At 64.0% G+C, this 22336-nt stretch carries 22 protein-coding genes; 16 read left to right on the top strand and 6 right to left on the bottom strand.

Features of this window, described 5'->3' with window-relative positions; translation table 11 throughout:
* Positions 1-3: 3 nt before the first annotated feature.
* From hydG to ACO41U_RS02980, 3 genes are all read right to left on the bottom strand, one after another.
* Positions 4-1452, bottom strand: coding sequence for a [FeFe] hydrogenase H-cluster radical SAM maturase HydG (gene hydG / locus ACO41U_RS02990; RefSeq protein WP_485941479.1), 1449 nt, complete (start codon positions 1450-1452; stop codon positions 4-6).
* 128 nt (positions 1453-1580) lie between these two features.
* Positions 1581-2654, bottom strand: coding sequence for a [FeFe] hydrogenase H-cluster radical SAM maturase HydE (gene hydE, locus ACO41U_RS02985; protein WP_485941477.1), 1074 nt, complete (start codon positions 2652-2654; stop codon positions 1581-1583).
* Positions 2647-2904 (bottom strand): TM1266 family iron-only hydrogenase system putative regulator, encoded by a 258-nt coding sequence (locus ACO41U_RS02980; protein ID WP_298781023.1) that lies wholly within the window; start codon positions 2902-2904, stop codon positions 2647-2649. Before ACO41U_RS02980 ends, hydE begins: the two co-directional genes overlap by 8 nt.
* A 296-nt stretch (positions 2905-3200) precedes the next feature.
* Between ACO41U_RS02980 and ACO41U_RS02975 the strand changes: the two genes are divergently transcribed.
* The 3 genes from ACO41U_RS02975 (at position 3201) to ACO41U_RS02965 (ending at position 6517) form a co-directional block, all read left to right on the top strand.
* Complete coding sequence (locus ACO41U_RS02975; RefSeq protein WP_485941475.1) at positions 3201-4013, top strand: hypothetical protein; 813 nt, start codon at positions 3201-3203, stop codon at positions 4011-4013.
* A 57-nt stretch (positions 4014-4070) separates the two neighbouring features.
* A complete protein-coding gene (locus tag ACO41U_RS02970) occupies positions 4071-5837 on the top strand; it encodes a sensor domain-containing diguanylate cyclase (RefSeq protein WP_485941473.1) in 1767 nt (588 codons plus the stop codon).
* Positions 5838-5917: 80 nt separating this feature from the next.
* Positions 5918-6517 (top strand): cytidylate kinase-like family protein, encoded by a 600-nt coding sequence (locus tag ACO41U_RS02965; RefSeq protein ID WP_298777473.1) that lies wholly within the window; start codon positions 5918-5920, stop codon positions 6515-6517.
* A gap of 70 nt (positions 6518-6587) precedes the next feature.
* On the opposite strand, the gene ACO41U_RS02960 is transcribed toward ACO41U_RS02965, so the two are convergent.
* Positions 6588-7049: an Hsp20/alpha crystallin family protein gene (locus tag ACO41U_RS02960; RefSeq protein WP_298777471.1), complete on the bottom strand. Its 462-nt coding sequence runs from the start codon at positions 7047-7049 to the stop codon at positions 6588-6590.
* A 323-nt stretch (positions 7050-7372) separates the two neighbouring features.
* Between ACO41U_RS02960 and ACO41U_RS02955 the strand changes: the two genes are divergently transcribed.
* From ACO41U_RS02955 to ACO41U_RS02905, 11 genes are all read left to right on the top strand, one after another.
* The gene (locus ACO41U_RS02955) at positions 7373-8392 is read left to right on the top strand and encodes a bifunctional UDP-4-keto-pentose/UDP-xylose synthase (protein ID WP_298777469.1); all 1020 of its coding nucleotides are present in this window, start codon (positions 7373-7375) and stop codon (positions 8390-8392) included.
* Positions 8389-10071 carry a phospholipid carrier-dependent glycosyltransferase gene (locus ACO41U_RS02950; RefSeq protein ID WP_485941469.1) on the top strand — a complete coding sequence of 561 codons (1683 nt, stop codon included), beginning with the start codon at positions 8389-8391 and terminating at the stop codon, positions 10069-10071. Before ACO41U_RS02955 ends, ACO41U_RS02950 begins: the two co-directional genes overlap by 4 nt.
* A 142-nt stretch (positions 10072-10213) precedes the next feature.
* Positions 10214-11182 carry a glycosyltransferase gene (locus ACO41U_RS02945; RefSeq protein ID WP_485941467.1) on the top strand — a complete coding sequence of 323 codons (969 nt, stop codon included), beginning with the start codon at positions 10214-10216 and terminating at the stop codon, positions 11180-11182.
* A complete protein-coding gene (locus ACO41U_RS02940; protein WP_485941465.1) occupies positions 11179-12141 on the top strand; it encodes a formyltransferase in 963 nt (320 codons plus the stop codon). Before ACO41U_RS02945 ends, ACO41U_RS02940 begins: the two co-directional genes overlap by 4 nt.
* Positions 12138-13034 (top strand): polysaccharide deacetylase family protein, encoded by an 897-nt coding sequence (locus ACO41U_RS02935; protein WP_485941463.1) that lies wholly within the window; start codon positions 12138-12140, stop codon positions 13032-13034. The genes ACO41U_RS02940 and ACO41U_RS02935 overlap by 4 nt, the downstream gene beginning before the upstream one ends.
* Positions 13035-13240: 206 nt before the next feature.
* Positions 13241-14158: an ABC transporter permease gene (locus ACO41U_RS02930; protein WP_485941461.1), complete on the top strand. Its 918-nt coding sequence runs from the start codon at positions 13241-13243 to the stop codon at positions 14156-14158.
* A gap of 14 nt (positions 14159-14172) precedes the next feature.
* Positions 14173-15114 (top strand): ABC transporter permease, encoded by a 942-nt coding sequence (locus ACO41U_RS02925; RefSeq protein WP_485941459.1) that lies wholly within the window; start codon positions 14173-14175, stop codon positions 15112-15114.
* Positions 15115-15127: 13 nt separating this feature from the next.
* Positions 15128-16159: an ABC transporter ATP-binding protein gene (locus ACO41U_RS02920; RefSeq protein WP_485941457.1), complete on the top strand. Its 1032-nt coding sequence runs from the start codon at positions 15128-15130 to the stop codon at positions 16157-16159.
* Between the two features lie 2 nt (positions 16160-16161).
* Positions 16162-17118, top strand: coding sequence for an ABC transporter ATP-binding protein (locus ACO41U_RS02915; protein WP_485941531.1), 957 nt, complete (start codon positions 16162-16164; stop codon positions 17116-17118).
* Positions 17119-17153: 35 nt separating this feature from the next.
* Positions 17154-18296, top strand: a complete 1143-nt coding sequence (locus tag ACO41U_RS02910; protein ID WP_485941455.1) for a M20 family metallopeptidase — start codon at positions 17154-17156, stop codon at positions 18294-18296.
* Positions 18297-18436: 140 nt separating this feature from the next.
* The gene (locus ACO41U_RS02905) at positions 18437-20029 is read left to right on the top strand and encodes a peptide ABC transporter substrate-binding protein (RefSeq protein WP_485941453.1); all 1593 of its coding nucleotides are present in this window, start codon (positions 18437-18439) and stop codon (positions 20027-20029) included.
* A gap of 493 nt (positions 20030-20522) precedes the next feature.
* Here the strand turns inward: ACO41U_RS02905 and ACO41U_RS02900 are convergent, their stop codons facing one another.
* Both ACO41U_RS02900 and ACO41U_RS02895 read right to left on the bottom strand, forming a co-directional pair.
* Entirely contained in the window at positions 20523-20786 is a 264-nt protein-coding gene (locus ACO41U_RS02900) for a Txe/YoeB family addiction module toxin (protein ID WP_485941451.1), read from the bottom strand.
* Positions 20786-21043, bottom strand: a complete 258-nt coding sequence (locus ACO41U_RS02895; protein ID WP_485941449.1) for a type II toxin-antitoxin system RelB/DinJ family antitoxin — start codon at positions 21041-21043, stop codon at positions 20786-20788. Before ACO41U_RS02895 ends, ACO41U_RS02900 begins: the two co-directional genes overlap by 1 nt.
* Positions 21044-21563: 520 nt before the next feature.
* On the opposite strand from ACO41U_RS02895, the gene ACO41U_RS02890 reads away from it, so the two are divergent.
* On the top strand, positions 21564-21773 hold the full coding sequence (locus ACO41U_RS02890; RefSeq protein WP_485941447.1) for a hypothetical protein: 210 nt from the start codon (positions 21564-21566) through the stop codon (positions 21771-21773).
* A gap of 241 nt (positions 21774-22014) precedes the next feature.
* A partial coding sequence (locus tag ACO41U_RS02885; protein ID WP_485941445.1) for an ABC transporter substrate-binding protein occupies positions 22015-22336 on the top strand: 322 nt, incomplete at its 3' end.

The following is a 22336-nucleotide window of genomic DNA, read 5'->3' as shown; positions in this document are numbered from 1 at the left end:
CCCCTAGAAGCGGAAGTCCCGCCGGTTGGAGTTCCGGATGGCCTCGATGTTCTCGCGTGCCGTCGCTCGCACCCTTTCGCGGGGGATGCGGCCCAGCTCGCGCTCCACCATCTCGTAGCCGATGCGCTTCGTCTCCGGGGTGGCGTAGTCCTCCAGGTACTCCGTCAGGGTCATCAGGGCGTTGGGGTGGCAGCAGTTCAGGATCTGGCCGCTCTTGCACAGGCTCATGAACCGGTCCCCCGTGCGGCCCGCGCGGTAGCAAGCCGTGCAGAAGGAGGGGATGTGCCCGCTGTCCATCAGCCAGCGGACGACCTCGTCCAGCGTGCGCTGATCGGAGACGTCGAACTGCTCCGTGTCGTGGGGTCGCTCCTCCTCCGTGTAGCCGCCGACGGAGGTGCGGGACGCGCCGCTGACCTGGGAGATGCCCACCTGCAGCAGCCGTGCCCGCACCGCCTCGGACTCGCGGGTGGAAACGATCATGCCCGTGTAGGGCACGGCTAGGCGGATGCAGGCGGCGATCTTCGTGAAGGTGTCGTCGGAGATGGAGTTGTCGAAGACGTCGGGGTCGATGCCGTCGGCCCGCTTGACGCGCGGCACACTGATGGTGTGGGGCCCCACGCCGTGGACCGCCTCCAGGTGCTCCGCGTGCATCAAAAGCCCCGCGAACTCGTAGCGGTATCTGTCGAGCCCGAACAGGACGCCCAGCCCCACGTCGTCGATGCCGCCGTCCATCGCCCGGTCCATCGCCTCGGTGTGGTAGTCGTAGTCGTGCTTGGGGCCCGTGGGGTGCAGCTCGAGGTAGCCCTTCTTGTGGTAGGTCTCCTGGAAGAGGATGTAGGTGCCGATGCCCGCGTCCTTCAGCTTGCTGAAGTTCTCCACCGTGGTGGCGGCGATGTTGACGTTGACGCGCCGGATGTCGCCGTTTTTGTGGTGGACGCTGTAGATGGTCCGGATGCAGTCCAGGATGTACTCGATGGGGTTGTTGACCGGGTCCTCGCCCGATTCAATAGCCAGCCGCTTGTGCCCCATGTCCTGCAGCGCGACGACCTCGCGCCGGACCTCCTCCTGCGTCAGCTTCTTGCGCGGAATGGTCTTGTTCGCCGTGTGGTAGGGGCAGTAGAGGCAGCCGTTGATGCAGTAGTTGGAGAGGTAGAGCGGCGCGAAGATAACGATGCGGTTCCCGTAGAACGCCAGCTTGATCTCCTCCGCGACCTCGTACATCCTCGCCACCTTGTCAGGCAGCTCACAGGCCAGGAGCACGGAGGCCTCCCGGTGGGTGAGGCCGCTGCACTGACAGCCTCCCGCGGTCCGGCGCGGGCGCGCCTTCTCCAGGAGCTCGTCGATCAGGCGGACGTTCTCCTTGTTGCGGTCCGCGTAGTCCAGCGTTTCCAGGATCTCCTCGTCGTTGATGAACTCCGCCGCGCGGAGGGACTTTGGATCGTAAACAGCCATGGATCATCACTCCTTCTTTCAGGTCAGAACGTTGACGAAATCTTCCCTGTTAGATATTTTTAACTATTATTAAGGTTTAGACGCTTTAGGGCAGCGTCCGCCGCGTTCCCATTCCATCGCAGGTCAATTCAGGTGGGCCTGGCCTCGCGCTTGACGTCGCCGCGGTCCATGGAGAGGCGCCGGCCGATGCCGGCCATCCTGCGTTCGAGGAGTGCACGGCCCTGGGCGGACTCCTCTCCGGTGCAGAGCTTGCCGTCGTAGATCGCGTACTTCTTTCGCACGGAGGCGGGGGAGAGGTTCGGCATCACGACGTTGGCGCCGGCCCGAATCCCCATCTCCCGCCCCATGGGGTGGACGGTCCCCAGCGCCGTCGTGGCGGGCAGCAGGACGGGCGGGTGGATGAGCCGGATGATGGAGAGGAGGTAGCAGGTCAGCTCCGCGCTTCCCGCCGGGCGGCCTCGGAACTCCGTGTCCGCCTGCGGGATGAAGGGGCCGATGCCGCACATCTCCGGCTTGAACGCTTCGATGAACTTCAGGTCCTTCGCCAGCTCCGCGGCGGTCTGGAAGGGGGAGCCCACCATGAAGCCGCAGCCTGCCTGATAGCCGATCTCCTTCAGGTCCTGAAGGCAGCGCATCCGGTTTGTAAAGGACATCTCCGCCGGGTGCAGCCTTGCGTAGTGGGTCGGGTCCGCCGTCTCGTGGCGCAGGAGGTAGCGGTCCGCGCCGGCGTCGAAGAGGCGCTGAAAGCTCGCCCTCCCGCGCTCGCCCAGGGAGAGCGTCACCGCGCAGCCGGGGCAGCGCGCCTTGATCTCCCGGATGAGGGTGCAGAGCATGGCGTCGGTGAAGTGGTCGTCCTCGCCGCCCTGCAGGACGAAGGTGCGGAAGCCCAGCTCGTAGCCCTCGCGGGTGCAGTCCAGGATCTCTTGAGGCGTCAGGCGGTAGCGTCTGCAGCGCCCGTTGTCGCGCCGGAGCCCGCAGTAGAGGCAGTTGTTCCGGCAGAAGCTGCTGATCTCGATCAGGCCGCGGGCGTAGACGTCCTGCCCGTAGATGCGGTCCCGCTCCTCGGCGGCCAGCGTCCGTAGCAGGGCCGCGCCCTCCTCCGTGCGGCAGGCGATGAGGCGTTCGTACTCATCCAGGCTCAGGCTCCTGCGCTCCGCCAGGGCCCGGATCAGCGGAAGGGCGTCCCCGCTCGCGTCACTCACGGAAGACGACGTTGGAAAAGGCCGTCTTGACGCTGACGCCGTTCAGGCTGCCGACCCGCCCCGACAGGGCGGAGATGGTGTCCTGCGGCGCGTCCAGCGCGATCGAGATGATGTGGACCTTCCGCCGGCGGTAGGGCAGCCCCATGCGCCCGATGATGTGTTCCCCATACTCGTGCAGGATTCCGTTCAACTCCTCGACGGAGTCCACGTTCTCGACGACGATGCTCATGACGGCAACTCTTGTCTCCATAGACGATCCCCCCTGAAAAATTGTGACGATGATTAAGGTTGTTGGAACGGCCGCGAAATCCGCGAAATAAAGAAACCGCGCTCTCATTGACGAAGGGCGCGGCAGAGCATACGGGATAAGCCCTTCTTCTCAGGCGCCTCTCGCGGGCCTTTGAACTCAGGAATAACTTTATTCTGTCATAAGATGTCTGAAAAAGCAACCGAAAAAGGCGCGCCGCGTGCTATAGTGCTATAGTTGATGCGCAGACCGCCGGGCTGCGGGGACGGCCCGGACGCGGCAGGACGGAGGTGGGGGCGATGAACTTTTTTGAGGCGTTGGACGCGGCGGTGCGGAGGGCGCCGGACTGCGGCGTGACCCGCCTGGTTTTGGGGTGGCACGCCAGCTTCGCCCTGGCGGAGGACGGGCGGTGGGGGGTCGGCTTCGTCCCGGACTCCATGAAGGAGGCCCACAGGGCGCGGGCCGTACACACGGAGGAGCTGATCCGTGCGCCTCTGGCGCGTCTGGCGGGACTCTACGTCTCGCCCTTCCCTCAGGAGTTCGCCGCGGCGTCGGCGGCCTGCGCAGTGCTCCTGCCCTTTGGGGCCGGCGGCTCCCCGCTGGACCTCGCCATGACCTGCGCCCGGGGCGATCGCGTGGCCGTGCTGGGGTATGAGCGCGACCTCCTGCCCTTCATGCGCGACTGGGGCTGGCGCGTCGCGGTGTTCGACGACCGGGGCGTCGGCCCGGACTGCTTCCCGCAAAGCGACTTCTCCCGAGGCGTGCGGGAGGCGGAGTGGGCGTGGCTGTCCCCGGAGGCGATCCGCGACCGGTGGCTGCTCTCCACGCGGGAGGAGCTGACGAGGAAGAAGGGCTGCTTCCTCCAAGGCCCCGGCCTCCCCGCCCTGCCGGGAGCCTTTGCGCCCCTCGGCGTCACGCACCTCGTCGTGCCGAGGGGGGATTCCTCTCCCGATGCAGCCATGGCGGCGGAGGCCCACGTCGCAGCGGGCGGCAGCCCGTGGCTCAGCGGCGCGCTGACCTGGAGGGTTTACCCGGCGCAGGGTGGGGACTGGCGCGCAGCGAACGCCCCGGAGGAATCGTGCAGTGGGGCGTTTGGGCACTCCTTGAAGTAGATAAAGGGTATAATAGCAGAGAGTGCGGACGATCTTGTACGGAGGGGGCGGTTTTTCGTGTTGCAGCGTTCTTATTGGCTGAGTGGACGGGAGGATGTCGCCGCGGCGGTCGAGAGGGCGAAGTCCGAAGCCTCGAAGTTGCCGCGTCTGGATTCCGTGCTGGCGGTTGTTTTCCTGAAACACACGGCGGTCCCGCTCTGGGGAGATATCCTGGGGAGCGTTCGAGGTGCGTTCTCCGGCGCGGAGGTCTGCGGGGCCACGGTGGACATGAGCGTCACCGACGGGACCCAATGGCTCTCTCCGGAGTGGGGTGAGGACTCCGACATCCTTGGCTCCCTCACCTTCATGTTCTTTGAACGCTCCTCTGCACGGGCCATGGTGCTGCCTGACGACCCGGTCGCAGCGGGCACGATGCTGCGACAGGTGCTGGATGAGGACGCGGACGCCAGAGCCGTCGGCCTCCTGATCAGCGACATGCGCGTGGACTTCAACCCCCTCTTTCGGGAGATTTCCCACGTCCGCCCCGAGATCGTCTTCTTCGGCGGGACGGCCTGGGCCTGGAGCGAACCTGAGGGACGCCGGCTGTTCTGTGGGGATGCGGTCCTCACGCGCGGCGTCGTCGCCATCGTCTTCAGCGGTCGGGAGCTCCATGCCTGCGAGAACTCGTCCTTCGGCTGGACGCCCATGGGCCCTGAGCTGACGGTCACGCGCATGAAGGACGACTTCACGGTCTGCGAGCTTGACGGAAAGCCCGCCGGCGAGGTCCTGGAGTACTACCTGGGCTGGCGGGAGAGCTGGGACCCGCTGGAGGACGCCATGGCCTTCCCCCTGTGCTTCGAGCGCGGAGGGCAGCTGGTAGGGCGTCACCTGAACGCCTTCCTTGACGACGGGAGCATCCAGTTGGATGCGGACCTTCGGGTGGGGGAAAAGCTTCGCATCTCCTGCGGCGCTCCCTTCGCCATCCTTCGGGAGGCTGCCGCGAACCACAGGCGAATGACGGACTTTCGCCCGGAGGCGTTCATTGCCGTCAGTTGCGCTGGCCGGCACCAGATACTTCGGGAGAACCGGGGGCAGGAGTTCGACGTCCTACGCCAGTTGGCGCCCTCTTCGGGCTTCTACTCGTACGGTGAGGTCCAGCGCAACGGCGGTGAGGTGTCGATTACGAACCTGATGCTGGTGACCGTCGCCTTTCGGGAGGGAGAGCCCAAAGGAGCGGAACCCTCGATCCAGGTGACGCCGCTGCACCTTCAGAAGCAGACCTCCGTCATCGCCCACCTCCTGCACATGGTGCACGTCATGACGCAGGAGTGGGAGGACGCCAGGGGGCGCCTCGTCGTGCTGGCCGAGCGCGACGGGCTCACGAGCCTCCTGAATCGCCGCGCCATGGAGGAATCCCTGCGGCAGATCCTGCGCGAGAGGGTGAAAAACCCCCAGGACGTCGCCGTGTTGATGATCGACCTGGACGATTTCAAGGGCATCAACGACACCTATGGGCACGCGATGGGCGACAAGGTGCTGGTGACGCTGGCGGAGATCCTGCGGAACAGCACGCGGCGCAACGACGCGATCTGCCGCTGGGGCGGGGACGAGTTCTTCGTCATCCTGGCCGGCGCGAGTCGCGTCGTCGCGGAGCGGATCGCCGAGCGCATCCGGTCCGCCGTGTCGGCTCTGAGCCTCCTGCCAGACGGGAGGCGGCTTACTCTGAGCATCGGCTTGGCCTCCGTCGTTTCCGGCGACACGCCCGCCCGGCTCTTCCACCGACTGGACGAGGCGCTCTACGCCTCCAAGCGGATGAAGGGCAAGAACCGCGTGATGTTCCGCTGAGGCTCCTTGTCCTCCGTCCGGCCTGGGGTTAAAATATCAAGTCACGTTTTTTGTCTTTCGTGCAGATTGGAGTGACGGGCATGAACAGGATCATCACCATCGGCCGCGAGTTCGGCAGCGGGGGGCGGGAGCTGGGCCGCCGCCTTGCCGACGCCCTTCAGTTCGCCTATTACGACCGCGAGATCGTCACGGAGCTGGCCAGGCGCACCTCCCTCTCGGAGGAGTACGTGCAGCGAATCGTGGAGCATCGCCCCACTGTGGCGTTTCCGATCCACGTGGGACGCAGCTTCTACCCCATGGTCAACCCGATGTGGGAGCAGGGACAGGCCGTCTATCAGGAGCAGCACCGCCTCATCAAGGAGATGGCTGCCGCGTCGAGCTGCGTCATCGTGGGGCGCTGCGCGGACTACATCCTGCGGGACATGCGGCCCTTTCGGATATTCGTCTACGCGGACATGGCGAGCAAGATGCGGCGGTGCCGCGAGAATGGCGAGGACGCGAAGGCGATGTCGGACAAGGAGCTGACGCAGCACATCAACGACATCAACAAGGGCCGCGCGAAGTACTACGAGTTCTACAGCGGGCAGGAGTGGGGCGGGCGCCTGAACTACGACCTCTGCGTCAACACGACCCAGCTGGACCTCGGCGAGGTCGTCGCTGCGATCGCCAAGCTGTTCTGACGGGGTGGAACGAGGATGAAAATGCGGGGGGACGGCTGTAGCCGTCCCCCCGCTCAGTTTCACCCGCCGTTTAGTCCCCTGACGTGATGGCGACCTTCTTGTGGGCTTTGTCCTCCTGCTTCTCGTCCACTTCGATGGTCAGGACCCCGTCCTTGAAGCTGGCCTTCGCGCTGTCGGGGTCCGCCTCGACGGGGAAGGAGATCACGCGCTCCACCTTGCCCCAGCTGCGCTCGGACCGGAAGTAGCTCTTGCCCTCCGAGCCCTCCGTCCGCTCGCTCTTCTTCTCCGCGGAGAGCGTCAGACGGTCGCCGTAGACGTGAAGCTCCACGTCCTCCGGCTTGATGCCGGGCAGCTCCGCCTCGATGCAGAGCTTCCCGTCCTTGCGGTAGAGGTCCGTCTTCGCGGAAAGCCCGCCGCTCCCCTCGAAGGGGAACATCCCCATCTGCTCCGCAAGACGATCCATGCTGTCGAAGAGCGACGCCGCAGGTCCCCCAAAGCGGCCATAGACTACCGGTGCGTATCCGTTCCTCATTGTAAACGACCTCCTAAATAAAAGAAGTATTTTTTTATCGTTCTTCCGTCGGGGAGAGGGCGTTGACCTCCTCGGCTCCATCCCCCCTCGACGTGTGCTATCATAACATTGACCTTTAATGACCATATCGTCAAAATCGATGAATCCGGCCCTCCGTCGTTTCGCTGACCTTTATTGACTTTTTGCTTTTCGCGCTGCGACGGTGTGTATCGTCCGGATATTTGCTATACTTTTCACGATGCCATGCCGCCGGGATGGAGGTGCCGTGCGACGGCCCCCGGTTCCGCGGGGGCGATCTGCTGATTCTGGGAGGACTATAGACTTTGCGTATTTTTTTGCCTGGCGCTGGAGGCTTCATCGGGAGCCATCTGATTGAGAAGATCCTGGACGAGTCCGATTACGAGGTTTCTGCCTTCGACCTCTGCGGTGAAAGCCTGAAGCGCTTTGAGGGGCGGGATCGCTTTACCTTTCATCAGGGAGACATCTTCAAGGAAAACGATTGGATCGAGGCCCAGGTGGCCGCCTGCGATGTCGTCCTTCCCTTTGCGGGCGTTGCGAAGCCCGCGTACTACCTCAGCAGCCCCCTTTGGACGTTCGAGCTGGACTTTGAACAGAACCTCAAGGTGGTGCGCCTGTGCGCGAAGCACAAGAAGCGCGTGATCTTCCCCTCGACCTCCGAGGTCTATGGGCTGTCCAGCGACTCCGTGCTGCTGGAGGACGAGAGCCCCCTCATCGTCGGCCCCATCGGCAAGATGCGCTGGATCTACAGCTGCGGCAAGCAGATGATGGACCGTGTGATCGCGGCCTACGGCATGGAGCGCGGGCTCCAGTACACGCTGTTCCGCCCCTTCAACTGGGTGGGGCCGAGGCTCGACACGATGGAGGACGCCCGCTGCCGTAAGGCCCGGTCCATCACTCAGATCATCTACGACGTCCTGTATCGGGGGGAGGTCACCCTGGTGGGCGGCGGGGAGCAGCGCCGGAGCTTCACCTGGATCGGGGACGGGACGGATGCGCTCATGGCCCTTTTGAGAAACGAAGGCGGACGGGCGGACGGCCAGATATTCAACATCGGCAACCCGGACAACAACTTCTCCATCCGGGAGCTGGCGGAGCTCATCCTGGACGTGATGCGCCAGGACCCGCGCTTCGCCTCCCGCGCCGAGGAGGTCCGCGTCGTTTCCGTCCCCGCGGAGGAGTACTACTCGAACGGCTACGACGACATGAGGAACCGGGTCCCCTCCATCGAAAAGATGAAGGAACGGATGGGCTGGAGGCCGAAGGTGGCGCTGCGGGAGGCCGTGCGCCTGACGCTCGATGCGTTTGAGGTGCCCGCGGAATGAGGCCGGACGGCAGGGAGGGGCCTCGCTTCCTCCGCCGGCTGGCGGCAGCGCGTCCCCTCATCCCCTGGGTCGTCCTGGCCCTGTTGGCGGCGGCCGTCTACCTCTGGGGGCTGGGGAGGTACGGCCTCATCGACCCGGACGAGGGGCGCTACGCCGAGATCCCCCGTGAGATGATCGAGTCCGGCGACTTCGTGACGCCGCGGCTGAACTACGTCAAGTACTTTGAGAAGCCCGCGCTGCACTACTGGCTGACGGCGGCGTCCTTCGTTACCTTCGGGCAGAACGAGGCGGCGGCCCGGCTCTTCCCCGTCCTGTTCGGGCTGGGAGGGTGTCTGCTGACCTTCGCCGTCGCGAGGCGCATGACGGGTAGCGCTCGCGCGGGGGGTGCCGCCGCCGCCGTGCTGGTCAGCTCCGTGCTGTGGTACGCGCTCTCGCGGCTCAACGTCATCGACATGACGCTGACGTTCTTCTTCACGCTGGCCATGCTGGGCTATTGGCTTTGGTTTCGGGATGGAGAGGGCGCCGGCCGCTGGCCGCTCATGCTCTTCTACGCCGCCATGGCGTTGGCGACGCTCTCCAAGGGGCTGATCGGCGTCGTCCTCCCCGGCGGGATCGCCGTGCTGCACCTGGCCAGCCTGAGGCGGTGGAGGGCGATCCTGCGCCTGTTCTCGCCCTGGGGCATCGCGCTGTACTTCGCGCTCGTCCTGCCGTGGTTCCGGGCCGTCTGCGCCGCCAACCCGGACTTCTTCGACTTCTTCTTCGTCCACGAGCACTTCACCCGCTACCTGACGACGGAGCACGACCGCTACGAGCCCTTCTGGTTCTTCGTCCCCATCCTCCTGGGAGGCCTCGTGCCCTGGACCGGGATGCTCTGGGACGCCTTTCGCGCCGCGCGGGGGCAGGATGGGCTCCTGAGGCGGGAGGACGGCCTGTTCCTGATCCTATGGTTTGCCGTGCCCCTGATCTTCTTCTCCCTGTCGGGGTCCAAACTGATCCCCTACATCCTGCCGTGCCTGCCTCCCCTGGCCGTGCTCATCGGTGCAGTCGTCGAGGGGATGCTGAGGGGTGGAGCTCCCGCCATGCGGGCCGGCCGCCGATTCGCCTGCCTGAACGCCCTGATCCTGCTCCCCGTGATCGTGGCCGGCGTGGTCTACCCTGCGTTTCGTCCGGAGGATGCTTACCTTCGGGCGACGACCACTCCCTTCTGCCTCGTACTGACGGCCTTTTGCCTGGCCTCCTTCGTCCTGCTCCGCGCGCGGACGCGAGGCTTCCTGATGCTCTGCCTCCTGGCGCTGACGGCACTCTTTGTGGCTGCTTCGGGCTTCGACCTGATGGCGGCCCGCAACTCCAGACGCCCCATCGCTGCTATGGTGCGCGAAAGGCTGCGGGCCGATGACGCCCTCGTCACCTACGGGGACCTGAGGCAGGGGCTGTCGTTCTACCTGGACCGCCGCATCGTGATCGCCGGCGGTCGGGGAGAGCTGGACTTTGGCGCAGCTCAGGAGGAGGACCCGCGCTGGTTCCTGAACGCGGAGCAACTCCGCAGGCTGTGGAACGGACCGGACCGCGTCCTGCTGGTCACAAACCGGCGCAGGTTGGAAGAGCTGACGCGGGACCTGGGACGCGAGCCCGTGCGCCTGGGGGAGACGGAAAAGGAGATCCTGTTCACGAACTTCTGACGCATCGCCTCAGGAAGGACGGAGGAACGGGCTGCCGCATCCGTCCCGCAGGGCTCAAGACGAGAGTTCCATGGGCCCCGCGCCATTCATGCCTTTTGCCACCAGGGAGGGCTGCTTGAGATTGAGTGATACGACCGCATCAATGAAAACAAACAAGGACATTTCCATCATCGTCCCCGTCTACAACGAGGAGGATAGCCTGCCCCAGCTCTTCGATCGGCTCTTTCCGGTCCTGGAGGGCATGGGGCGGACCTATGAGGTCGTCTTCGTGAACGACGGCAGCGGCGACGCTTCCCTTCCGCTCCTGCTGCGGGAGTGGAAACGGAGGCCGGAGGAGGTGCGCGTCATCGACTTCAACGGCAACTTCGGCCAGCACATGGCCATCATGGCGGGTTTCAACGTCGCGTTGGGGAAGGACGTCATCACGATGGACGCGGACCTGCAGAACCCCCCGGAGGAGATTCCCCGCATCGTGGCCTGTCTTGAGGAGGGGCACGACGTGGTGGGGACGGTCCGGCGGCACCGTCGGGACACGCTGTTCCGCCGCACGGCCTCGCGCGTCGTGAACTGGCTGACCAACCGGATCACGGGCCTGTCCCTGCACGACTACGGCTGTATGCTGCGGGGCTACCGGCGTGATATCATAGACATCATCAACGAGTCGGCGGAGACGACGACGTTCATCCCCGCCCTCGCGCAGAAGTTTGCGGTCAACCCCGTGGAGATCGAGGTGGCGCACAGCGAGCGGGAGAGCGGGACCTCCAAGTACAGCCTGTTTCGCCTCATCCGCCTGAACTTCGACCTGATGACCAGCTTCTCCCTCGTCCCGCTGCAGGCCGTCACGATGATGGGGCTGGCCGTTTCCGTGTTGAGCCTCTGCTTCGCCGTGTTCATGCTGATCCGGCGCCTGTGGGTCGGCCCGGAGGCCGAGGGCGTCTTCACGCTCCTGGCCCTGAACTTCCTGCTGATGGGGGTGACGATCTCCTGCGTGGGCATCACCGGGGAGTACATCGGCCGCCTCTATCAGGAGGTGCGCCGCCGGCCGCGCTACATCGTGCGCCGGTTCTACGGCCCCGACGGAGCGGACCCGGAGGCGGAGAAGGGGCGGTGAGCAAAGTGAACGAGAAGAGGCCCTGCCGTGCCGTGGTGTTCGCCTACAGCGCCGTCGGCTGCGAGTGCCTGAAGGTCCTGCTGGAACAGGGAGTGGACGTCCGGCTCCTCTACACGCACCGGGACGACCCCGGCGAGGTCCGGTGGTTCGATTCCGTGGGCGATCTGGCCAGGGCCTGCGGCCTCTCCGTGCTGACGCCGGACTCGCTCGCGGGAGAGGAGGAGCGGGTGTGGTCGGCTGCGCCGGACGTGATCTTCTCCTTCTACTACCGGTCCCTGATCCCCATGAGCCTCCTGAGCCTCGCGCCGTTGGGAGCGTTCAACCTGCACGGCTCGCTCCTTCCCCGCTACCGGGGCAGGGCCTGCGTCAACTGGGCCGTGCTGAACGGGGAGCCGGAAACGGGGGTAACGCTGCACTGCATGACCGCGCGGGCGGACCGGGGCAACGTCGTGGATCAGATCGCCGTCCCCATCGGGCCGGATGAAACGGCCATCGAGGTCTTTCGGAAGCTGGTCCCCGCGGCGGGCGCCGCCCTGCGGCGCAGCCTGGGGGCGATCCTGGCCGGGGAAGCCGCGGGGACGCCCCAGGACGAGAGCCGCGCCACGACCTTCGGTCGGCGACGCCCGGCGGACGGGCTGATGGACTGGACGCAGGACGCGCAAGCGCTGCACAACCTCGTCCGCGCCGTGGCCTGGCCCTTCCCTGGGGCGTTCACCTTCCTGGAGGGCCGGAAGCTCATGGTTTGGCGCACGCGCCCGTCGGGGGGGACGTCCGCGGCCTCTCCGGGCACGGTGCTGCGCTCGCGGCCGCCCCTGGTCGCGGCGGGGCGAGGAGCCCTGGAGATCCTGCAGGCCCAGTGGGCCGATGAATGGGGCGAGAAAAAAAAGGACGGGCTTGAGGGGGACGACGCCTGCCCGCACCTTGAGAGAGGCATCCTTTTGGGGGGAACGCTGAAGTGACGGTAGAGAACTGCACCCTGGCGATAAAGATAGACATCGACACGCTGAAGGGATATCGGGAGGGGCTTCCCAGGCTCCTCGACATACTGAAGGCGCACGGCGCCCGCGCGTCCATCTTCTTCTCCATGGGCCCCGACGAGTCGGGGAAGGCGCTGCGGCGCATCTTCCGAAAGGGGTTCCTCGCCAAGATGCTGCGCACCCGCGCGCCCTCCACCTACGGGCTCAGGACCCTGTTCTACGGAACGCTGCTGCCGGCGCCAATGATCGTGCCCTCCGACCCCTCCCTGCTGTGCCGCGCCCTGGACGAGGGGCACGAGTGCGGCATCCACGCCTGGAACCACGTCCTGTGGCAGGACCGCCTGCCCCGCATGACCCAGGACGTCATTCGCCACGAGCTTGGGATGGCGATGGAGCTCTTCCAGATGGTTTCGGGCGTGCGCCCCTCCTGCTGTGCTGCGCCCGGCTGGCAGGTCACGCCGGACAGCCTGGCGGTCCAGGACGAGCTGGGCTTCGCCTACTGCAGCGACACCCGCGGCAGCGCTCCGTTCCTGCCCCGCATAGGGGGGCAGACGTTCCGGACGCCCCAGGTGCCCTCGACCCTCCCCACGCTGGACGAGCTGCTGGGGCGCGAGGGGGTGTCCGCCGAGAACGCCGCGGACCATTACCTGGACCTCCTGGAGCCGGGGCTGAACGTCCTGACGATCCACACGGAGATGGAGGGCGGCGTGATGAGCGAGGCCTTCAATGCCTTCATGGACGCCTGCAGCGAAGGGGCCCTGACCTTCATGACGCTGGGCGAGGCCCTGGCGGCCTCCCTGCCCCTCCCCGCGGCGGACGTCGAGATGCTCCCCATTCCTGGCCGCGCCGGGACCGTGGCGACACAGGCCAACTGAACGTTCCCCGCCCGCGGCCGTCCCGCCGCGGGCGGGGAACGCGCTCGCCTCCTTCATGGACTTTTCGCGCACCGCGTGATACCATAATCACGTTCATTATTCGCAAATCACAAAACTTCTCGAATTGTGTGTTTTAACAAAAACATGTTTTAATTGCACGTCGCTTTAGCGGTTTATCCTAAAAAACACCCTGGGGGGTATCCGAGATGCGGAGGTATATCTTTCAACGAATCTGGGCCAGCTTTCTGACGCTCTTCGTCGTCGTGACCCTGACCTTCTTCATGATGCGCGCCATTCCGGGCGGGCCGTTCACGGACGAGAAGGCGATCCCGCCCTTCATCATGGAGAAGATCATGGACCGCTACCGCCTGAACGACCCGCTGTACGTGCAGTACGGGCACTACCTGTGGGACGTCCTGCACTTCGACCTGGGGCCCTCCTACCGGTACGAGGGCATGACGGTGAACCAGCTCATCGCCTCCGGCTTCCCCGCCTCGCTGATGGTGGGGAGCATCGCCATCCTGCTGGCCCTCGTCGTCGGCATCCCCGCCGGCATCGTTTCGGCCCTGCGGCGCGGGCGGTGGCAGGACCGCACGGCGATGGTGCTGGCCACGCTGGGCATCACCATACCCAACTTCGTCATCGCGACGATCCTCGTCTACTTCTTCGCCTACCGCTGGGGCTGGGTGACGGTGGGCTTCTGGGAGGGGCTGCCCACGGCCCTGCTGCCCGCCATCACGCTGGCGGGGTACCCGACGGCCTTCATCTCGCGCCTGACGCGCAGCAGCATGTTGGAGATCCTCCAGCAGGACTACATCCGAACGGCCTACTCCAAGGGCCTTCGGGAGCGGGCCGTGGTCTACATCCACGCGCTGCGCAACGCCATCATCCCCGTGGTCACCTACCTTGGGCCGCTCATCGCCGGCATCCTGACGGGCAGCTTCGTCGTGGAGCAGGTCTTCGGCGTGCCGGGGCTGGGCACCTTCTTCGTCACGAGCATCTCCAACCGCGACTACACCACCATCATGGGCGTCACGATCTTCTACAGCGCGCTTCTGGTTTCGCTGAACCTCGTGGTGGACATCTGCCTCGGGTTCATCGACCCGCGGATCAAGCTGAATTGACGGAGGGGACGGATATGAGCGACATGGAACGAGCGATTCCCGATATCAGCGACCCCCGGCTGTTCGAGCCGGTGTCGCCGGAGGAGAGGACGCGCGCGGAGTTCGTCCGCCCCTCCCTGAGCTACTGGCAGGACGCCTGGCGGCGCCTCTGCCGGGACAGGGTGGCGATCCTGGGACTGGTGGTCATCCTCATCATCCTGGCAATGGCCGTCGTCGGCCCGTGGCTTTCACCCTACACCTACGACGGACAGGACTTCATGGTGTCGAACGAGCCCCCCAGCCTGAAGCACTGGTTCGGGACGGACATGTTCGGGCGGGACATCTTCGTCCGGGTGCTCTTCGGCGCGCGGATATCGCTGGCCGTCGGCTTCGTGGCGAGCTTCATCAACCTGTTCATCGGCGTCATCTACGGCGGCATCGCCGGCTTTGTGGGCGGACGGACGGACAACGTCATGATGCGCATCGTGGACGTCATCTACAGCGTCCCAACGATGATCTACGTCATCCTCCTCATGGTGGTGGTGGGGCCGGGGCTGAAGAGCATCTTCATCACCCTCGGCATCTCCTACTGGGCCTCCATGGCGCGGATCGTGCGGGCCGAGGTGATGCGGATCAAGAACGAGGAGTTCGTCCTCGCCGCGCGGGTGCTGGGCGCCTCCAGCGCCCGGATGCTCCTGCGTCACCTCATCCCCAACGCCATGGGCCCCATCCTGGTGACGCTGACCTTCTCCATCCCCCGCGCCATCTTCACCGAGGCGTTCCTGAGCTTCGTTGGGCTGGGGGTCAGCGCGCCCATGGCGAGCTGGGGCGTGCTGAGCAACGACGCGATCGGCTCCCTCGCCATCTATCCGTGGCAGCTCTTTTTCCCGGCCGCAGCGATCTCCGTCACCATCCTGGCCTTCAACTTCCTTGGCGACGGCCTCCGCGACGCGCTGGACCCGCGCCTGAGAAAGTAGGGGAGGGAGAACGATGAACGATCGGATGAACGCCACGAACCCTTCGGACTTCCTGCTGCGCGTGTCGGACCTTCGCACGTCCTTCTTCACGCCGGCGGGAGAGGTCAAGGCCGTGGGCGGGGTATCCTTCAACGTGAAGCGCGGCGAGGTGCTGGGCATCGTCGGCGAGAGCGGGAGCGGCAAGAGCGTCACCATGCTCTCCGTGCTGGGGCTCCTCGGAACGTCGGGCCGCGTCGTGGGGGGCAGCATCGACTTCGACGGCCAGGAGCTCACGAGGATGCGGCTGCGGGACCTGGAGGAGCTTCGCGGGAAGCGGATATCCATGATCTTTCAGGACCCCATGACGAGCCTCAACCCGGTGCTGACCGTCCGCTGGCAGATGGAGGAGTCCCTGAGGCGCCACAGGGTCCCCTGCGACCGGCACGACCGGGCGGTGGACATGCTGAAGCGGGTGGGCATCGTTCCGGCGGAGCGGCGCCTGACCCAGTACCCCTTCCAGTTCAGCGGCGGGCAGCGCCAGCGCATCATGATCGCCATGGCCATGATCTGCAACCCGGACCTCCTGATCGCGGACGAGCCCACGACGGCCCTGGACGTGACGGTGCAGGCCCAGATCCTGGAGCTGATGAAGGAGCTTCAGGGGCAGTTCGGGACCTCCATCATCCTGATCACCCACGACCTGGGCGTCATCGCCGGCATGGCGGACCGCGTGCTGGTGATGTACGGCGGGAGGATCATGGAGCGGGGGACGCGGCGGGAGATCTTCTACGAGCCGGCCCACCCCTACACCCGCGGCCTGCTGCGCTCCGTCCCCAACCCCGAAGAGCTGGTGAGGCAGCGGCTCATCCCCATCGAGGGGCAGCCGCCGGACCTGCTGAACCCGCCCGCGGGCTGTCCCTATGCGCCGCGCTGCCCTGAGGCCATGCGCGTCTGCCTGGAGTACCCGCCCGAGCGGACGGAGCTGACGGGCTCGCACAACGCGGCCTGCTGGCTCTTGAACCGTCCGGCGGGGTCGGCCGCCGACAGGAAGGAGGGAGCGCGATGACGATGGAGGGAAAGGGCGCCCCGATGTTGGAGGTCGTCGGCCTCAAGAAGTACTTCGAGGTCGCCGCCGGCACGGTGCGCTCGGTGGACGGCGTCACCTTCGACATCCTGCCCGGCGAGACGCTGGGGCTGGTGGGGGAGTCCGGGTGTGGCAAGACGACGACAGGGCGGACGATCGTGCGCCTCTACGACCCGACGGGGGGGACGGTGCGCTTCATGGGGCAGGACATCACCCGCCTGTCCCAGGGGGCGATGCTGCCGTGGCGCAAGCGGATGCAGATGATCTTTCAGGACCCCTACGCCTCGCTGAACCCCCGCATGACGGTGGGGGACATCGTGATGGAGCCGATGTCCATCCACGGCATCCCGAAGGACGAATGGGGCGACCGGATGCGGCGCCTGATGAAGCTGGTGGGGCTGAACAGCGAGCACGCCAACCGCTACCCGCACGAGTTCAGCGGCGGGCAGCGACAGAGGATCGGCATCGCCCGCGCCCTGGCCGTGGAGCCGGAATTCATCGTCTGCGACGAGCCCATTTCGGCGCTGGACGTCTCCATTCAGGCGCAGATCGTCAACACGCTGGAGGACCTGCAGACTGAACTGGGGCTGACGTACCTCTTCATCGCCCACGACCTCTCCATGGTGAAGCACATCAGCAGCCGCATCGCCGTGATGTACCTGGGCGACATCGTGGAGTTGGCGGAGAGCAACGAGCTCTACACCAACCCGCTTCACCCCTACACTCGGTCCCTCCTGTCGGCCATCCCCATCCCGGACCCGGACCGGTCGGACGCCCGGCGGCGCATCATGCTGGAGGGCGAGATCCCCAGCCCCCTGAACCCGCCCACCGGGTGCAAGTTCCACACCCGATGCCCCAACGCGAAGCCGGAGTGCGCCGAGGCCGACACGGCGCTGCGGGAGCTCCGTCCGGGGCACCTGTGCGGCTGTCCGATGGCGTAGGCCGTCCGACGTCGGGCGAGGGGGAGGACGCATCGATGAAGGATCAAGAGAAGAGGATCTTCGACTGGCTCTCGGACCATAAAGAGGACATCGTCGCCGACCTGCTGGCGCTGGTCCGTGCGGAGTCCCCCACGGGGGACAAGGCCGCCGTGGACGCCTGCGGGAGGGTGCTGGCCTCGCTCTACCGGGACCGCCTTGGCGCCGTGTCCCGAACGGTCCCGCAGGCGGAGGTGGGGGACCACCTGGTGACGGAGGTCGGGGAGGGGGAGCGCACCCTCCTGATCGTCGGGCACATCGACACGGTGCACCCCGTGGGCTCCGTGCCCGTCCGTCGGGAGGGGGACGTGCTCTACGGCCCCGGCGTCATCGACATGAAGGGCGGCGACATCGCCGCCGTCTGGGCCCTGAAGGCGCTGAAGGACCTGGGCCTCCCCCTCGACAAGAGGGTCCGCATCGTCAACAACTCCGACGAGGAGACGGGCTCCAAGAGTTCGCGGGACCTGCTGCTCGACTGCGCGCGGGGGGCCTGCGCCTGCATCGTTCCGGAGCCGGCCACCTGCCCCGACGGGAAGGTCAAGCCCAGCCGCAAGGGCGGCGGGGAGATCGTCGTCCGGTGCCGCGGCAGGGCGGCCCACGCCGGCAACAATCCCCAGGAGGGCGTCGACGCCAACGTGGAGCTGGCACACCAGATCATCTACCTCAAGGGCCTGTCGGACTACGGGGGGAAGGGCAGCACCTACAGCCCCGGCGTCATATCGGGCGGCAAGGCCGTCAACGTCGTCAGCGACTACGCGGAGGCGACCGTGGACTGGCGCATGTGCGTCCCGGAGGATATCCCCCGCACGCGGAAGCTCCTCGCGGAGCGGAAGGCCGTCCTGCCCGGCGCACAGGTGGAGTTCGAGGTCAAGGTGGGGCACCCACCGCTGGCTGAGAACGCGCAGAACCTCGCCCTGCTGGACCTCTTGAAGCGGTGCGGGGCGGACTTGGACATGAGGATTGAGGCGGCGCCTATGGTGGGCGGCTGCTCGGACGGCAACGACATCTCGGACGCCGGGGTCCCCACCATCGACGGCATGGGCATGGTGGGAAACTTCATCCACAACCCGCAGGAGCAGCTCTTCCTGGAGCACCTGGTGCCCCGCGTCGCCCTCCTGGCCGTGCTGATCTTGAGGGTGTGAACCGCGGAGCGCTCTGTCCGAAGCGGACAGGGCGATCGCGAGCGGAGTCGATAGATGCGTCTATGCGTATCGGGTCGCGCGAGAGCGCGAGGTTTGGGCAAGGCCCGTTTTTTCAATATTCTTAGGGAGGTCGTGTGTTGATGAAGGGAAAGAAGTGGTTTCTTGCGCTGGCGACCGTGCTGTGCCTGATGGGGACGGCATGGGCCGGGGAGAAGGAGATCGTCCACAACCTGGGGGTCGAGCCCCGGACGATCGACCCCGTGTTGAACAACGCGGTGGACGGATCGAACGTGATCTACAACCTTTTTGAGGGCCTGGTGCACATCGGCTTCGACGACGCGCCGGAGGCGGGGTGCGCTGAGAGCTGGGAGGTTTCCGAGGACGGGATGTCCTGGACGTTCCACCTGCGGAAGGGCCTGAAGTGGTCCGACGGCAAGCCCATGACGGCGGAGGACTTCCGCTACGGCTTCCTGCGTGCGATTACTCCGGAGAACGCATCGCCCTACGCCCACCTGGGCTTCTTCATCAAGAACGGAGAGGCGTTCTTCAACGGAAAGGCCAAGGCCGAGGAGGTGGGGCTGGTCGCGGTGGACGACGTCACGTTCCGCATCGACCTGGAGTACCAGACGCCCCTGATGCTGGACTACCTGTCCTACCACATCTTCTATCCGGCGCGGGCCGATGTGATCGAGGCGGACCCCCGCGGCTGGACGTCCAAGCCTGAGACGGCCCTGGGCAACGGCCCCTTCATGCTGGCCGACTGGCAGCACAACAGCGAGATGACTCTGGTGAAGAACCCCCACTACTGGGACGCGGACAACGTGAAGATCGACAAGGTCCGCCTGGTCATGATCACGGACTCCAACACGGCCTTGGCGGCCTTCAAGGCGAAGAAGATCGATCTGCTTGACCGGATTCCGCCGCAGATGACGCCGCAGCTCATCAAGAGCGGTGAGGCGAAGGTGGCCCCGACGCTGGGCACCTCCTTCTCCGTCTTCAACGTCACGCGGGCCCCGTTCGACAACCCGCTGGTCCGCCGCGCCTTCACGCTGGCGGTGGACCGCACGGTCATGGCGGAGAAGGTGGCCATGGGCGGACAGAAGCCCGCCGTGGCCTTCATCCCCTATGGCATCCCCGGCGCGGAGCCGGAAAAGGACTTCCGGGCGGAGGGCGGAACCTTCTTGCCCGATCGGGCCGACGTGGAGCAGGCGAAGAAGCTCCTGGCCGAGGCGGGCTATCCGGACGGGAAGGGCTTCCCCAAGGTCGTCTACAAGTACAACCTGAACCCCATCAACAAGGCCATCGCTGAGGCGCTCCAGGCCATGTGGAAGCAGAACCTGGGCGTCGAGGTGGAACTCTCCAACGAGGAATGGAAGGTCTTCATCGACACCCGCGCGAAGCATGACTTCGACATCGCCCGCCACGCCTACCTGGTGGACTTCTTCGACGCGGGCAGCCTCCTGGAGCTGTGGCAGACGGGCGTTCCCGAGAACGTCGCCGGCTACGCCAACGAGGAGTATGACGCCCTGATCAAGGACTCCCTGAAGCAGATGGACCGCGCCAAACGCATTGAGGACATGCACAAGGCCGAGCAGATCCTGATGCAGGACCTGCCGGTGCTGCCGCTCTACTTCTACTCGACGCCCTACATGCAGAGCGACCGGGTGAAGGGAATCTATCGCTCTCCGCGCAACTGGGTGTTCTTCCGCGGCGCTGAGGTCGTGGAGCCGTAGCTCCACCAGGGATATCCTCGACTGAAAAGTAAACGGTTGATGACAAGATAAGCGAAAAGGGCGTTTCTCCTTGAAATTATGAGGGAAACGCCCTTTTGTTTCGTGAGTAGAGTTTATGGAGGAGCGGGGAGAAAAGCTCGCAGTTTTGAGCCCTCATTGAGGAGCTTTTTACTTAGGAGATGATCGACATCAGGAAGTTACGCTTGTACTTGGAAACGACGGTGTTCAATTATTACTTTGATATCAACAGAGAAGGAGATTATGACACGATAAAGTTATTTGAAGCTATTGGAACGGGACTGCATGAGGGCTATACTTCAGAGTATTTATGATGGCGGAGTGGACCTTAGTCAAGCGAGAGGGCAGAGGAAGCCCTGATCGGCAGCCTCACGGCCTACCAGGAGAAGGTGCAGCCGCTCCTGCGCGCCTCCATCGCTCCGAAAACCCGCAGGCCCCACGCTTCACGCTTGAAACGCTTCTTCACAAAGGGCGCTTATTTATCGTCGTAGTGAGATCCACATTGCATGATTTCCAGACTGCCATTCTCTATTCTGAATACAATTCTGTTTTTATCATCAATGTGAACACTCCAATACCCCTCAAGATTGCCTCTAAGCGGTTCGGGCTTCCCTGTGCAATTATATCCGTTACGGTCAATATCAACCAAGAGCCGATTGATTTTCTTCAAGGTTTTCTTATCTTGTGTTTGCCAATACAAATATTCGTTCCAAGCGTTATCATCCCAAAGCTTTTTCATCAACCTACCTCGATTAAGTCGTGCTCCTTCAAGGTACTTTTTCCTGAACGGACATTAGCAATACGTCTTTCCAGCTCCGCTATATTTTCTTCAGAATAGAATGGATCTGCCGATATCTCAAACGGTATTCTTCTCTCATTAGCAACCTTGGTAAGAAAAATATTGATAGCAGAGGACATTGTTAAACCCATAGCCGTGCAAGCACTCTCTGCCTTAGATTTAATCGTATCATCTATTCTAAAACTGACCTGTGCCATAAGTTACTACCCCCTTTTGTTTTATTGTATACTATTTGCCTTTATTTGTACAGCAATTTAATTGCAATCGTAACAGTGCAAAGGCAGAACTCGAACATGTTATTACGTCCTCGGAGATAGCGCTTGAATTTCGTTTAAGGCAGGGGCAAAGTCAGCTTAACCTGCACCACGACGGGCTTGATCCCCGATAAGGCCGTCGCAACCTGTGAATTTGGGACCAGTATACTTTCTCGCTCTGTTGCTGTAAGATGGGTGCAATCCATACCTTTCCCATTAGAAATTTTAGAGGAAGGGGCAGACTCTGGGTGCAGTCTCCTTCGCTGTTTGTGCTCTACAAACTCATTTAGCGCGAATAACCGCCATCTATGGGCCTTTTTCTTCTCTCTCCCCCTACTGTTGCGTTTAGAGTGTACATCCAAGAAGCATATCAATCGTGCCAAAACTAGGATTTTAACTGCCGCAGTCAACCATGAAGAAGGGTATAATAGTGTTGTAATTTGTACAGCTAAGGAGGTGCTGGATGATGAGCAAGAAGATGTTTGAGACGTTTGAGGATGAGCTGGATGCGATACGCTTACGCCTCTATGAGGAAGTCAAAGATATGACGCCTGAGGAAGAGATTGCTTATCTAAAGGCACAAGTTGAGCCTTTATATCAGGAATTTGGTATACGTACAAGTGATCTGAAACCGGTGAAGCCAATGAAAAGAAAGGCGGCCGCTCTTGGATAATCAAGAGGAGCTTAATGTGGAGTAAACGATGGGTATCCGCGTTTTCACTCACAAACCCTTTGGCGATCTTGAAAGCATAGGAGCGACGGCGTAAGTTGCCTCTATTTCTGAATTGTTGAGGCGTGAGTATCAGGACCGGTGCTTTAGCGAGGGGCTGAGGCCGACGCCTCGCAAGAGGGGGCCAGGGTCGCCTGGCCCCCGTCTGTCATCTAAATTGTTTTTTGAAGGAGGTCGTGTGTTGATGAAGGGAAAGAAGTGGTTTCTTGCGCTGGTGGCCGTGCTGTGCCTGATGGGGACGGCGTGGGCCGGGGAGAGGGAGATCGTCTACAACCTTGGAGCTGAGCCCCGAACGATCGATCCCGTGTTGAACAGCGCAGTGGATGGCTCCACGGTGCTCTATAACATCAGCGAAGGTCTGGTGCGCATCGGCCTTGACGACGCGCCGGAGCCGGGGTGCGCCGAGAGCTGGGAGGTCTCAGAGGACGGCCTGTCCTGGACGTTCCACCTGCGGGAGGGCCTGAAGTGGTCCGACGGCAAGCCGCTGACGGCGGAGGACTTCCGCT

This window comes from Fretibacterium sp., from assembly GCF_057312375.1.
Note: the sequence above shows the minus strand (reverse complement) of the source record. Positions and strands in the feature narration are given on the sequence as shown.